This window comes from Micrococcus lylae NBRC 15355 (assembly GCF_001570885.1).
Taxonomy (GTDB): domain Bacteria; phylum Actinomycetota; class Actinomycetes; order Actinomycetales; family Micrococcaceae; genus Micrococcus; species Micrococcus lylae.
In genome coordinates, this window is record NZ_BCSN01000007.1 from 60,795 (window position 1) to 73,061 (window position 12,267).

General features: G+C 70.9%; 12 protein-coding genes. All 12 read left to right on the forward strand.

From position 1 onward, the window contains the following. Positions 1-10: 10 nt before the first annotated feature. Positions 11-2,008: a transcription termination factor Rho gene (gene rho, locus MLY01S_RS03065; RefSeq protein ID WP_082739584.1), complete on the forward strand. Its 1,998-nt coding sequence runs from the start codon at positions 11-13 to the stop codon at positions 2,006-2,008. 115 nt (positions 2,009-2,123) lie between these two features. Further along, on the forward strand, positions 2,124-3,218 hold the full coding sequence (gene prfA, locus MLY01S_RS03070) for a peptide chain release factor 1 (protein ID WP_067189181.1): 1,095 nt from the start codon (positions 2,124-2,126) through the stop codon (positions 3,216-3,218). Then, on the forward strand, positions 3,215-4,144 hold the full coding sequence (locus tag MLY01S_RS03075; RefSeq protein WP_082739580.1) for a N5-glutamine methyltransferase family protein: 930 nt from the start codon (positions 3,215-3,217) through the stop codon (positions 4,142-4,144). The genes prfA and MLY01S_RS03075 overlap by 4 nt, the downstream gene beginning before the upstream one ends. Before the next feature lie 26 nt (positions 4,145-4,170). Beyond that, positions 4,171-4,983, forward strand: a complete 813-nt coding sequence (locus MLY01S_RS03080) for an L-threonylcarbamoyladenylate synthase (protein WP_067189183.1) — start codon at positions 4,171-4,173, stop codon at positions 4,981-4,983. A gap of 9 nt (positions 4,984-4,992) precedes the next feature. Further along, a complete protein-coding gene (locus tag MLY01S_RS03085; protein ID WP_067189187.1) occupies positions 4,993-6,132 on the forward strand; it encodes an MraY family glycosyltransferase in 1,140 nt (379 codons plus the stop codon). Then, the gene (locus tag MLY01S_RS03090; RefSeq protein WP_067189189.1) at positions 6,129-6,548 is read left to right on the forward strand and encodes a Cg1360 family ATP-synthase-associated protein; all 420 of its coding nucleotides are present in this window, start codon (positions 6,129-6,131) and stop codon (positions 6,546-6,548) included. Before MLY01S_RS03085 ends, MLY01S_RS03090 begins: the two co-directional genes overlap by 4 nt. 279 nt (positions 6,549-6,827) lie before the next feature. After that, positions 6,828-7,637 (forward strand): F0F1 ATP synthase subunit A, encoded by an 810-nt coding sequence (gene atpB / locus MLY01S_RS03095; protein WP_067189192.1) that lies wholly within the window; start codon positions 6,828-6,830, stop codon positions 7,635-7,637. A 155-nt stretch (positions 7,638-7,792) separates the two neighbouring features. Beyond that, positions 7,793-8,008, forward strand: a complete 216-nt coding sequence (locus MLY01S_RS03100; RefSeq protein WP_067189194.1) for an ATP synthase subunit C-like protein — start codon at positions 7,793-7,795, stop codon at positions 8,006-8,008. A 91-nt stretch (positions 8,009-8,099) separates the two neighbouring features. After that, positions 8,100-8,654: a F0F1 ATP synthase subunit B gene (locus MLY01S_RS03105; protein WP_067189196.1), complete on the forward strand. Its 555-nt coding sequence runs from the start codon at positions 8,100-8,102 to the stop codon at positions 8,652-8,654. Then, positions 8,651-9,466, forward strand: coding sequence for a F0F1 ATP synthase subunit delta (locus tag MLY01S_RS03110; RefSeq protein WP_067189198.1), 816 nt, complete (start codon positions 8,651-8,653; stop codon positions 9,464-9,466). Before MLY01S_RS03105 ends, MLY01S_RS03110 begins: the two co-directional genes overlap by 4 nt. Before the next feature lie 96 nt (positions 9,467-9,562). Continuing rightward, positions 9,563-11,197 (forward strand): F0F1 ATP synthase subunit alpha, encoded by a 1,635-nt coding sequence (gene atpA, locus MLY01S_RS03115; RefSeq protein ID WP_067189200.1) that lies wholly within the window; start codon positions 9,563-9,565, stop codon positions 11,195-11,197. 74 nt (positions 11,198-11,271) lie between these two features. Beyond that, a complete protein-coding gene (locus MLY01S_RS03120) occupies positions 11,272-12,165 on the forward strand; it encodes a F0F1 ATP synthase subunit gamma (RefSeq protein WP_067189202.1) in 894 nt (297 codons plus the stop codon). Positions 12,166-12,267: the final 102 nt, after the last annotated feature.

Sequence of the window (12,267 nt, forward strand, 5' to 3'; positions counted from 1 at the left end):
GACCGAATCCATGGAACAGACCGCCCCCTCCGCGAACGCCGGCGGCGGACTGGCCTCTCTCAAGCTCGCCCAGCTCCAGGCCCTGGCCTCCCAGCTCGGCATCACCGGCAGCCGCCGCATGCGCAAGTCGGACCTGGTGGCCGCGATCGCCGACCACCAGCGCGGCGGTGCCGTGGCCGACCGCGAGGCCGCGGAGAAGCGTGCGGCCGAGAAGAAGGCCGCCGAGCAGAAGAAGGCCGCCGAGAAGACGGAGAAGGACGAGACCGCGCAGGGCGAACAGCGCTCCGAGCGCCCGGCCCGCCGCTCCCGCCGCGCCGACTCGGACGGCTCCGCGCCGGCCGAGCAGCGCGGGGACCGCAAGGACGAGCAGAGCCGGGACGAGCAGAGCCAGGGCGAGCAGGACAGCCGCGACCGTGGCCGCCGGAAGCAGGGTCAGGACGAGACCCGTGGCGAGGGCCAGGACAAGGCCTCCGGCGGCGACCGCGAGGACCGCGGCGACCGCTCTGAGGACGAGAAGAAGTCCGGCAGCCACGAGCGCGAGAACGGCCGCAGGGACAAGGGCGGCCGCAGCAGCGACGAGGACGACCGCGACAACGGCGGCCGCAACGACAACGGCGGCCGGAACCGGAAGCGCGGCGACCGCGACGAGGACGACCGCGACAACGGCGGCCGCAACGACAACGGCGGCCGCAATGACAAGGGAGGCCGGAATCGGAACCGCGGCGACCGCGACGACGACGAGCGCGGTTCGCGTCGCTCCCGCCGCAACCGCAACCGCAACGACCGCAACCGGAACCGCCGCGGCCGCGGCGGCCCCGAGGTGGACGACACCGAGCTGACCGAGGACGACGTCCTGCAGCCGGTGGCCGGCATCCTCGACGTGCTGGACAACTACGCCTTCGTCCGCACCTCCGGCTACCTGCCCGGCCAGAACGACGTCTACGTCTCCCTGCAGATGGTCAAGAAGTACGGCCTGCGCAAGGGCGACGCCGTGGTCGGCGCCATCCGTGCCCCGCGTGAGGGCGAGAAGCGCAACAGCGGTGGCGGCAACCGCCAGAAGTTCAACGCCCTGGTGAAGCTGTCCACCGTGAACGGCGCCCCGGCCGAGGAGGATCCGACCCGCGTCGAGTTCTCCAAGCTGGTCCCGCTGTACCCGCAGGAGCGCCTGCGCCTGGAGACCGACCACAAGCTGGTCGGCCCGCGCGTGATCGACCTGGTCAGCCCGATCGGCAAGGGCCAGCGCGGCCTCATCGTCTCCCCGCCGAAGGCCGGCAAGACGATGATCCTGCAGTCGATCGCCAACGCGATCACCACGAACAACCCCGAGGTCCACCTCATGATGGTGCTCGTCGACGAGCGCCCGGAGGAGGTCACGGACATGCAGCGTTCGGTGAAGGGCGAGGTCATCGCCTCGACCTTCGACCGGCCGGCGGACGACCACACCACCGTGGCCGAGCTGGCGATCGAGCGTGCCAAGCGCCTCGTGGAGCTGGGCCGAGACGTGGTGGTCCTGCTCGACTCCATGACCCGCCTGGGCCGCGCCTACAACCTGGCCGCCCCGGCCTCGGGCCGCATCCTCTCCGGCGGTGTGGACTCTTCGGCGCTGTACCCGCCGAAGAAGTTCTTCGGCGCCGCCCGCAACATCGAGAACGGCGGCTCCCTGACCATCCTCGCCACCGCCCTGGTGGAGACCGGCTCCCGCATGGACGAGGTCATCTTCGAGGAGTTCAAGGGCACCGGCAACATGGAGCTGCGCCTGTCCCGCCAGCTCGCCGAGCGCCGCATCTTCCCGGCGGTGGACGTCAACGCGTCCGGCACCCGCCGCGAGGAGGCCCTTCTCTCCCCCGAGGAGGTCAAGATCATGTGGAAGCTGCGCCGCGTGCTCTCCGGTCTGGAGACCCAGCAGGCGCTGGAGCTGCTCACCAACAAGATCAAGGACACCGCGTCCAACGCCGAGTTCCTCATGCTGGTCTCCAAGACCACCCTGGGCTCGAAGGGCGACGACTAGTCCACACCGCCACGCCGGCCCCGGCGGGAGCACCTGCTTCCGCCGGGGCCGGCGTCGTCGTGTCCGCCCCTGTCCTGTCCGCCGCTGCCCCGTCCCACCCCGAAAGGCCACCGCCGTGTTCGACTCCGTCACCGAGCTGCTCGCCGAGCACCGCGAGCTCACCGAGCGCCTGGCCGACCCGGCCGTGCACGCAGATGCCGCCCTGGCCCGACGCCTGGGGCGGCGGTACGCGGAGCTGGGGGCCGTCGTCGCGGCCCACACCGCGTGGGAGCAGGCGGAGGAGGACCTGGCCGACGCCGCCGAGCTGGCCGCCGAGCCCGGGGAGGACGGCGAGGCCTTCGCCGCCGAGCTGCCCGGGCTCACCGCACGCCGGGACGAGGCCGCCGAGCGCCTGCGCCGCGTGCTCATCCCGCGCGACCCGGACGACGCCCGAGACGTGATCATGGAGGTCAAGGCCGGCGAAGGCGGCGAGGAGGCCGCGCTGTTCGCCGGGGACCTGGTGCGGATGTACCTGCGCTACGCCGAGTCCCGAGGCTGGTCCTGCCAGGTGCTCTCCGCCACGGAATCGGACCTCGGCGGGTACAAGGACGCGCAGATCGCCGTGCGCGGCACAGGGTCCGGCCCGTCCGAGGGAGTGTTCGCGGCCCTGAAGTTCGAAGGCGGTGTGCACCGGGTGCAGCGCGTGCCCGTCACCGAGTCCGCCGGGCGCATCCACACCTCGGCCGCCGGCGTGCTGGTGCTGCCGGAGGCGGAGGAGGCCGAGGAGGTCCGGATCGACCCGCACGAGTTGAAGGTGGACGTCTTCCGTTCCTCGGGCCCGGGCGGGCAGTCCGTGAACACGACCGACTCGGCCGTGCGCCTGACCCACCTGCCGACGGGCATCGTGGTGTCCATGCAGAACGAGAAGTCGCAGCTGCAGAACCGCGAGGCCGCCCTGCGCGTGCTGCGCTCCCGCCTGCTGGACCTGCAGCGCCAGGAGCGCGAGGCCGCGGACGCCGCCGCACGCCACGGCCAGGTCCGCACCCTGGACCGCTCCGAGCGCGTGCGGACCTACAACTTCCCGGAGAACCGGATCGCGGACCACCGCTGCGGCTACAAGGCCTACAACCTGGACGCCGTGCTGGACGGAGACCTCGGCCCCGTCATCGCCTCCCTGCAGGCCCAGGACGAGCAGCGCCGCCTCGACGCCCTCGGCGGGGGAGCGGCATGACCGGCAGCGGTCTGTCCGCGGACGGTGCCGGGCCCGCCTCCGGCGGTGCCCTCCCGCAGCCGGCGACGACGGACTGGCACCTGCTCGTGCGCGGTGCGCTCCGGCGTCTGTCCGGCTCCGGGGTGGACAGCCCGCGGGCCGACGCCGAGCAGCTCGCCGCCCACGTGATGGGTCTTCAGACCGGTGCCGCCCTGGCCCGCATCCTCGCCGGCGCCCGGGCGTCGGCGGACGAGGCCGCGCGCTACGGCGAGCTCGTCGCCCGGCGCGTCGAGCGCGTGCCGCTGCAGCACCTCACGGGCGAGGCCTCCTTCCACGGCGTGTGCCTGCAGGTGGGCCCCGGGGTCTTCCTGCCGCGCCCGGAGACCGAGCTGCTCGTCGAGCACACCCTGGCAGCCGTGGCGGGGATCGACCGCCCCGTGCTGGTGGACCTGTGCACCGGCTCCGGCGCCGTCGCCGCCGCCCTCGCCCACGCCCGCGCCGAGACCGGGCGGCCCGCCGACGTGCACGCCGTGGAGCTGGACCCGACCGCCCACCGCTGGGCGGCCCGGAACCTGGAGCCGCTCGGCGTCCACCTGGTGCTCGGCGATGCCGCCGCGGCGCTGTCCGAGCTGGACGGCACGGCGCACGCGGTGACCGTGAACCCGCCGTACGTGCCCGACGGGCGGCTGCCGGCCCAGCCGGAGGCTCGCCTCGACCCGGCGCTCGCCCTCTACGGCGGCGACGCGGCCGGCACCCGCATCCCCCTGACGATGGCCACGACGGCCGCCCGGCTGCTCCGGACCGGGGGAGTGCTGACCATGGAGCACGACGAGACCCACGGGCCCGAGCTGGTCGCGGCCGTGAGGGCACAGGGGGCTTGGGCCGACGTCGTCGGACACGAGGACCTGACCGGACGCCCCCGCTGGCTGCACGCCGTGCGCGCCTGACCGACAGAGAGGACGATGATGGAAGAATGGACCGCGTGAGTGAGCTGATCGACGTCACGGACACCTCCGACCTTCACCACGCCGTGGAGCGTGCCCGGACGGCCCTGGGCAACCGCGAGTGCGTGGTGCTGCCGACCGACACCGTCTACGGCATCGGTGCGGACGCGTTCTCCCCGCTGGCCGTCGCCGTGCTGCTGGCCGCCAAGGGCCGAGGCCGCACCATGCCGCCGCCGGTGCTCATCGCGGACCGCAACGTGATGCAGGGCCTGGCGTACGACGTCCCCGAGGCCGCCGAGCAGCTGGCCGCCGAGCACTGGCCCGGGCCGCTCACCCTGATCCTCAAGTCCCAGCCGACCCTCACCTGGGACCTCGGTGAGACCCGCGGGACCGTGGCCCTGCGCGTGCCTGCCGACCCGGCCGCGCGCGAACTGCTCTACGCCGTGGGCCCGATGGCCGTCTCCTCCGCCAACCGCACCGGCATGGCCGCGGCCACCACCGTCCAGGAGGCCCAGGAGATGCTCGGCGAGACCGTCTCCGTCTACCTGGACGGCGGCCCGCGCGCCGAGAACACCCCGTCGACCATCGTCGACTGCACCGTCACCCCCTTCCGGGTCGCCCGCCAGGGCGCCCTGCCGCTCGAGGTGCTGCGCGAGACCGTCCCGGACCTGCTGGCCGAGGGCGAGGACGCCCCGCCGCCGGAGAGCGCCACCCCCGCCGACCCGGGGACCTTCTCCAGCGTCGACCCCGCCGACGGCGTCCCCGCCCCGGGGAACGGGGGCGCCTCCGTGCCGGAGGAGGCCGCCGAGCCCGAGGCCGACGAACACCCGCCCCGGGACTGACCGTCCCCCATGCGTGCCTACGTCCTGGTCATCGCGGTCACGGCGCTCACCTGCCTGGTGACGACGCCGCTGATCCGCCAGGTCGCGCTCCGGGGCCGCGCCTACAGCCCGCACCGCACCCGCGACATGCACGTCCGCGCCGTCCCCAAGCTCGGCGGGGTGGCCATGGTCATGGCCGTGCTCCTGGGCATGACGGTCGCCGGCACCGTGCCCTTCCTCGACGGCATCTTCACCGACTCCGCCCCCGTCCGCGGGCTCCTCGCGGCGCTCGGCATCATCACGGTCCTCGGGATCGTGGACGACCTCTGGGACCTGCGCTGGTGGGCGAAGATGGCCGGGCAGATCGCCGCGGCCCTCGCGGTGGCGATGGGCGGCATCAGGGTCGAGGCCATGCCCTTCGCCTGGATCCCGGTCGGCAACGAGCCGATCCAGATCCTGCTGACCGTGTTCGTGATCGTGCTGACCATGAACGCCATCAACTTCGTGGACGGGCTGGACGGCCTCGCCGCGGGCGTCGCGCTGATCGGCGGGTCGGCCTTCTTCGTGTACTCGTACCTGCTGACCAGGACGATCAACGAGTTCGACTACTCGAACCTCGCGACGCTCATGATGGCGCTGCTCGTCGGGGCCGCCCTCGGGTTCCTGCCGTACAACGTCAGCCCGGCCAAGATCTTCATGGGAGAGGCCGGCGCCCTGCTCATCGGGCTGCTGCTGGCCACGGCCGCCGTCGCCGTGACCGCCGACGTCGACGCGCTGGACGGGTTCCGGTTCCGCAACGTGCCGGCCTACATGCCGATCCTGCTGCCGCTGGCCGTGCTCGCCCTGCCTCTGATCGACCTGACCACGGCGGTGATCCGCCGCACCGCCCGCGGCTCAAGCCCGTTCTCCGCGGACCGCGGCCACCTCCACCACAAGCTCGTGGACGGCGGCTACACCCAGCCGCAGGCCGTGGCGCTGCTCTGGCTCTGGAGCTTCCTCGTCTCCTGGGGAGCGGTGTCCCTGAACTTCTTCGACGACCGTGTCGTCCTCCCGGTCCTGGCCGTGCTGCTGCTCGCCGCCGGGTACCTCACCCTGCACCCCATGGTGCGCCGCCGCCGAGGCGCGGCCGAGACCACCCCCGACGAGGTCGACCCCCAGGAGCTGCGATGACCGCCCGCCGACGACGAGCCCCGCGCGAGAACACCCGGGGCTGGTGGGGGATCCTCCTGGTCTCGGTGGCGGCCACCGCCGCGGCCGTCGCCGTCTGCGCGCTCGTGTCCGGCCTGATGCATGGGGGAGCGGCCGCCGCCTCCGCCGGCCTCGGCGGGGGACTGGTGCTGCTGCTGTCCGCGGTCACCCTCGCCCTCATCGCCTGGCTGTGGGACCGGCAGCGCGAGATGGTCATGGTGCTGAGCATCGGTGCATTCGTCCTCAAGATCGTGCTCTACGGCCTCGCACTCACCGTCGTCCCCCGACCGCCGTGGCTCGACGAGCTCGCCGCAGGGGTGGCCGCGCTCGTGGCGATCGTGGTCTGGCAGGCCGCGGAGGTGCTCGTGTTCGCACGCACCCGCCGCAGCATCTACTGACGCGTGAAACGGGTCCTGCGCCGCAGATCTGCGGGGCGGGCGTCGGACCGGGCAGGCCATGCCCGAATGGGGTGAGCGCCACACTCCTGACGGCGTCTGCAGTTCGTTCGCGGGGGCATCTTTTTGGTATCGTTATCTCAGATCACAATCGACGGCCACAGGTGCCGCCGTGCGCGACCACATCACCCCATGGCAGAGCCGCCGACCGTGGCCCTGACGTGCGCGGATGCGGGAGCCGGCAGCCGGGCTGTCGACGCATCACTGCCAGAGAGGACCCGCGTGCTTTCCCTCGTGCTCGCCAATGTCGCCAGCGCCGGCTTCACGCCGCCCAGCATCAGCGACGCCCACCTGCCGGAGATCCTGCCGTGGGGTGCCGAGTACGGCACCGGCTTCGGCAAGCAGATGCTGATGGTCATCCTGTCGATCGTCCTGATCTCCGGCTTCTTCATGCTGGCCATGCGCAAGCCGAAGCTGGTCCCGGGCAAGACCCAGTGGCTGGCCGAGTCGGGCTACTCCTTCGTGCGCAACTCCATCGCCAAGGACATCCTCGGAGAGAAGGACTTCAAGGCCTGGGTCCCGCTGCTGTTCGGCCTCTTCTTCTTCGTGCTGGTCAACAACATCTTCGGCGCGATCCCGCTGCTGCAGCTGCCGTCGTTCTCCCACGCCGGCGCCGCCTACGCCCTCGCCCTGATCGTCTACGTCATCTGGATCGGCGTCGGCATCCGCCACCACGGCCCGAAGTACTTCAAGCTGGCCGTCGTCCCGTCCGGCGTCCCGGGCTGGATCCTCCCGCTGCTCGTGCCGCTCGAGGTCATCTCGAACTTCATCGTGCGCCCGCTGACCCACTCCCTGCGTCTGATGGCGACCATGCTCGCCGGCCACATGATCGTGATGCTGGCCGGCACCGGTGCCGCCTACCTGATCATGGAGTCGGGCTCCCTCTTCCTGCAGGGCGCCGGTGTCCTGGCGATCATCGGCTCGGTCGCGCTGTACTTCCTCGAGCTGCTGATCATGTACCTGCAGGCCTTCGTGTTCACCCTGCTCACCGCGATCTACGTCCAGGGAGCGATCGCGGCGAACGACCACTGAGTTTTCCGGGGCCGGCAGCCTGAGCGCACCGGCCACGGAGCGGCGGCCGGCGGCCGCCACCCCACAGACGTCTCGATGCCGGTGACCGCCGGGCCACATCGGGAACACCCTCCGACCCTGCCGGGGACCGACTCCGGCATCGTGAAAGGAACACCATGGATCTCCACGGTTCTCTCAACATGATCGGCTACGGCCTGGCCTCCATCGGCTCCGCCATCGGCGTGGGCCTCATCTTCGCCGCCTACATCAACGGCGTCGCCCGCCAGCCGGAGGCCCAGCGCATCCTGCAGCCGATCGCCCTGCTCGGCTTCGCGCTGGCCGAGGCCCTCGCCATCCTGGGCCTGGTCTTCGCCTTCGTCATCGGCGCCTGACGCGCCCGTGTCCAGCGAGCGGTCGGCCGACCTGAGGGTCGGCCCGGCGGCTCCTCCTATTCAGGACTCATGACCGAAGGATGGTTGAAACATGATCAGCTCTGCACTGATCCTGGGCGCGGCTGAGGGTGCGAATCCTCTCGTTCCCAACCCGTGGGAGATGCTCGTCGTCGCGGTGGGCTTCGCCGTGCTGATGTTCATCGTCATCAAGTTCATCGTCCCGGCCCTCGAGAAGTCCTACCAGGACCGTGTCGAGGCGATCGAGGGCGGCCTGGCCAAGGCCGAGAAGGCCCAGGCCGAGGCGAACGCGATGATGGCGGACTACGAGCAGCAGCTCGCCGACGCCCGCCACGAGGCCAACCGCATCCGCGAGGAGGCCCGCACCGAGGGCGCTCAGATCGTCGCGGAGGCCAAGGAGCGTGCTCAGGCCGAGGCGAACCGCATCACCGAGCAGGCCCACACCCAGATCGCCGCTGACCGCGCCCAGGCTGCCACCCAGCTGCGCACCGAGGTCGGCACCCTGGCCACCACGCTGGCCGGCAAGATCGTGGGCGAGTCCCTGGACGACGACGCCCGCTCCCAGCGAGTGGTCGACCGTTTCCTGGCTGATCTCGACAAGCACCAGAACGCAGGTGTGTCCGAATGATGACCGGTGCATCGAGGGACTCCCTGGCCGCTGCCCTCCAGGCGGCGGAGCCGGTGCTGAACGAGGGCGGCGTCGCCCTGGCCCGTGAGCTCTTCGGCGCCCTGGACGTCATGGACGAGCACGGTGCCGTGCGTCGCGCGCTGACCGACCCGGCCTGGACGACCGAGCGCCGTCACGGCCTCGTCGACTCCCTGTTCGGCACCCGGGTGACCCCCGGTGCGCTGCAGGTCCTGAAGGATCTGGCCGGTCGTCGCTGGTCGACTGAGCGGGATCTCGGCGACGCCCTGGAGGTCGTGGCCTCCCATGCCGCGGCCGCCGAGGCCGAGCGCGGCGGGCACGAGGGCCTTGCGGGCCTGTCCCGCGAGCTGCTCGGCTTCAACCGCACCGCCGACTCCTCGCACGAGGTGCAGTGGGCGCTGACCGACCAGCAGGCCCCCGCCGAGGCCCGTGTGGCCCTGGCGCACCGCCTGCTGGGCAAGGACGCCACCGAGCCGGGCAAGCTGCTCGTGGAGCGGGCCGTCAAGGCTCCCCGCGGCCGCAAGCCCTTCCGCGCCGTGCGCGACTGTGCTGACGTCGTGGCAGACCGTCAGCGTCAGTGGATCGCCGACGTCACCGTCGCCAAGCCCCTGGACGAGACCCAGCAGGATCGCCTGGCCCAGGGCCTGAGCCGCGCCTTCGGTCGCGAGCTCGTCCTGGACATGACCGTCGACCCCACCGTGGTGGGCGGCATCCGCGTGCAGGTGGGCGACGACGTGATCGACGCGTCCATGTCGAGCCGACTCAACGACCTCCAGCGCCGGATGGCCGGCTGACCCGCGGGTCGGCCGCACCGGGGACGGAACACTTACGAACCGCTGCATCATCGTCACGTCGATGATCGCCAAAGCAACAGAGAGCAGGGACTGCAGATGGCCGAACTGACCATCAACGCTGACGATGTCCGCAATGCCTTGAACGACTTCGCGGCATCCTACGAACCGACCGGCGGAGACCGCACCGAGGTGGGCCACGTGCTCACCGCCGCGGACGGCATCGCCCGTGTGGAGGGCCTGCCCTCCGTCATGGCGAACGAGCTCCTCCGTTTCGAGAACGGCACCCTGGGCCTGGCCCAGAACCTCGACACCCGTGAGATCGGCGTCGTCGTGCTGGGCGAGTTCCAGCAGATCCGCGAGGGCATGGAGGTGCACCGCACCGGCGAGATCCTCTCGGTCCCGGTCGGCGACGGCTTCATGGGCCGCGTCGTGGACCCGCTGGGCCAGCCGCTGGACGACCTGGGCCCGATCGAGGCCGAGGGCCGCCGTGCCCTCGAGCTGCAGGCGCCGACCGTGACCGAGCGCAAGTCGGTGCACGAGCCGCTGCAGACCGGCATCAAGGCGATCGACGCCATGATCCCGATCGGCCGTGGCCAGCGCCAGCTGATCATCGGCGACCGCCAGACCGGCAAGACCGCCATCGCGGTCGACACCATCCTGAACCAGAAGGCCAACTGGGAGTCCGGCGATCCGGAGAAGCAGGTCCGCTGCGTCTACGTCGCCGTCGGCCAGAAGGCCTCCACCATCGCCGGTGTGCGCGCCACCCTCGAGGAGCAGGGCGCGCTGGAGTACACCACCATCGTGGCGTCCCCGGCCTCCGACCCGGCGGGCTTCAAGTACCTGGCCCCGTACGCCGGCTCGGCCATCGGCCAGCACTGGATGTACGGCGGCAAGCACGTCCTGATCATCTTCGACGACCTGTCGAAGCAGGCCGAGGCCTACCGCGCCGTCTCCCTCCTCCTCCGTCGTCCCCCGGGACGCGAGGCCTACCCGGGCGACGTGTTCTACCTGCACTCCCGGCTGCTCGAGCGCTGCGCGAAGCTGTCCGACGAGATGGGCGCCGGCTCCATGACCGGCCTGCCGATCATCGAGACCAAGGCGAACGACGTGTCGGCCTACATCCCGACCAACGTCATCTCCATCACCGACGGGCAGATCTTCCTGCAGTCGGACCTGTTCAACGCGAACCAGCGTCCGGCCGTGGACGTCGGCATCTCCGTGTCCCGCGTGGGCGGTGCCGCCCAGGTGAAGGCCATGAAGAAGGTCTCCGGCACCCTGAAGCTGGACCTGGCCCAGTACCGCGACATGCAGGCGTTCTCCATGTTCGCCTCTGACCTGGACCCGGCCACCCGCCGCCAGCTCGCCCGCGGTGAGCGCCTCATGGAGCTCCTGAAGCAGCCGCAGTACATGCCGTACCCGGTCGAGGAGCAGGTCGTGTCGATCTGGGCCGGTTCCAAGGGCCACCTCGACGAGGTGGCCGTGGACGACGTCCTCCGCTTCGAGCGTGAGTTCATCGACCACCTGCGCCGCAAGGACGTGGCGCTCGGTGCGATCGGCTCTACCGGCAAGCTCGAGGACGACACCCTCGAGGTCCTGACCTCGGAGATCGAGGAGTTCAAGAAGAACTTCGAGCCCTCGGGCAAGGACGGCGTCGCCGCCGGCAACGAGGAGCACCAGGCGATCGACGAGGATCAGGTCGCGCAGGAGCAGATCACCAAGCAGAAGCGCTGACCGCAGAGGATCAGTGAGCGGCCCGGCGTCATGCCGGCGCCGGGCCGCCGCCCCTCCGCCAGGAAAGGACCATCATGGGAGCCCAGATCCGGGTCTACCGTCAGAAGATCGCATCGACCTCGTCGATGAAGAAGATCTTCAAGGCGATGGAACTGATCGCCACGTCCCGCATCACGAAGGCACGCGAGCGGGTCAACCAGTCGCTGCCGTACGCGAACGCGATCACGCGCGCCGTCTCCGCAGTCTCGTCCCAGCACGACATCGACCACGTGCTGACCACCGAGCCGGAGAACCCGACCCGGGCCGCCGTGCTGATCATGTCCTCCGACCGGGGCCTGGCCGGCGCCTACTCGGCGAACGTCCTGCGCAAGTCGGAGGAGCTCATCCAGCGCCTCACCGACGAGGGCAAGGAGATCGACCTCTACGTGCTCGGCCGCAAGGCCCAGGGATACCTGGACTTCCGCAGCCGCGAGTACGTCAAGGTGTGGACCGGCCAGACCGACGCCCCGGTCGCCGAGCGCGCCAAGGAGATCGGCGAGACGCTCGTCGACGCGTTCCTCAAGGACACCGCCGCCGGCGGCGTGGACGAGATCCACGTGGTCTTCACCGAGTTCGTCTCGCTCGTCAAGCAGAATCCGTCGGTCGTGCGCCTGCTTCCCCTCGAGGTCGTCGAGGAGCAGGTCACCGACCCGGACGACGTCCTGCCGCTGTACGAGTACGAGCCGGACGCGGAGCAGGTCCTGGACGCCCTCCTGCCGAAGTACATCGAGTCCCGCATCTTCAACGCGATGCTGCAGGCGGCCGCCTCCGAGCTGGCCAACCGCCAGCGCGCGATGAAGTCGGCGGGCGACAACGCCACGAACCTCATCAAGGACTACACGCTCCTGATGAACAACGCTCGACAGGCGGAGATCACGCAGGAGCTCACCGAGCTCATCGCCGGTGCAGACGCGCTCAACAACTCCTGAGCGCAGACGCCATCCGACCCGCCATCCACACACGATAAGAAGTGAGAGAGATGACTGCCACCATCAACGATCAGGGCACCGGGGCCTCCACCGGCGGTGCCA

Bases quoted from the DNA above. Each gene is read 5' to 3' on its own strand.
- rho (WP_082739584.1), top strand. From the start codon at position 11: ATGGAACAGACCGCCCCCTCCGCGAACGCCGGCGGCGGACTGGCCTCT.
- MLY01S_RS03075 (WP_082739580.1), top strand. From the start codon at position 3,215: ATGACCGGCAGCGGTCTGTCCGCGGACGGTGCCGGGCCCGCCTCCGGC.
- MLY01S_RS03080 (WP_067189183.1), top strand. From the start codon at position 4,171: ATGGACCGCGTGAGTGAGCTGATCGACGTCACGGACACCTCCGACCTT.
- MLY01S_RS03085 (WP_067189187.1), top strand. From the start codon at position 4,993: ATGCGTGCCTACGTCCTGGTCATCGCGGTCACGGCGCTCACCTGCCTG.
- MLY01S_RS03090 (WP_067189189.1), top strand. From the start codon at position 6,129: ATGACCGCCCGCCGACGACGAGCCCCGCGCGAGAACACCCGGGGCTGG.
- MLY01S_RS03100 (WP_067189194.1), top strand. From the start codon at position 7,793: ATGGATCTCCACGGTTCTCTCAACATGATCGGCTACGGCCTGGCCTCC.
- MLY01S_RS03105 (WP_067189196.1), top strand. From the start codon at position 8,100: ATGATCAGCTCTGCACTGATCCTGGGCGCGGCTGAGGGTGCGAATCCT.
- MLY01S_RS03110 (WP_067189198.1), top strand. From the start codon at position 8,651: ATGATGACCGGTGCATCGAGGGACTCCCTGGCCGCTGCCCTCCAGGCG.
- atpA (WP_067189200.1), top strand. From the start codon at position 9,563: ATGGCCGAACTGACCATCAACGCTGACGATGTCCGCAATGCCTTGAAC.
- MLY01S_RS03120 (WP_067189202.1), top strand. From the start codon at position 11,272: ATGGGAGCCCAGATCCGGGTCTACCGTCAGAAGATCGCATCGACCTCG.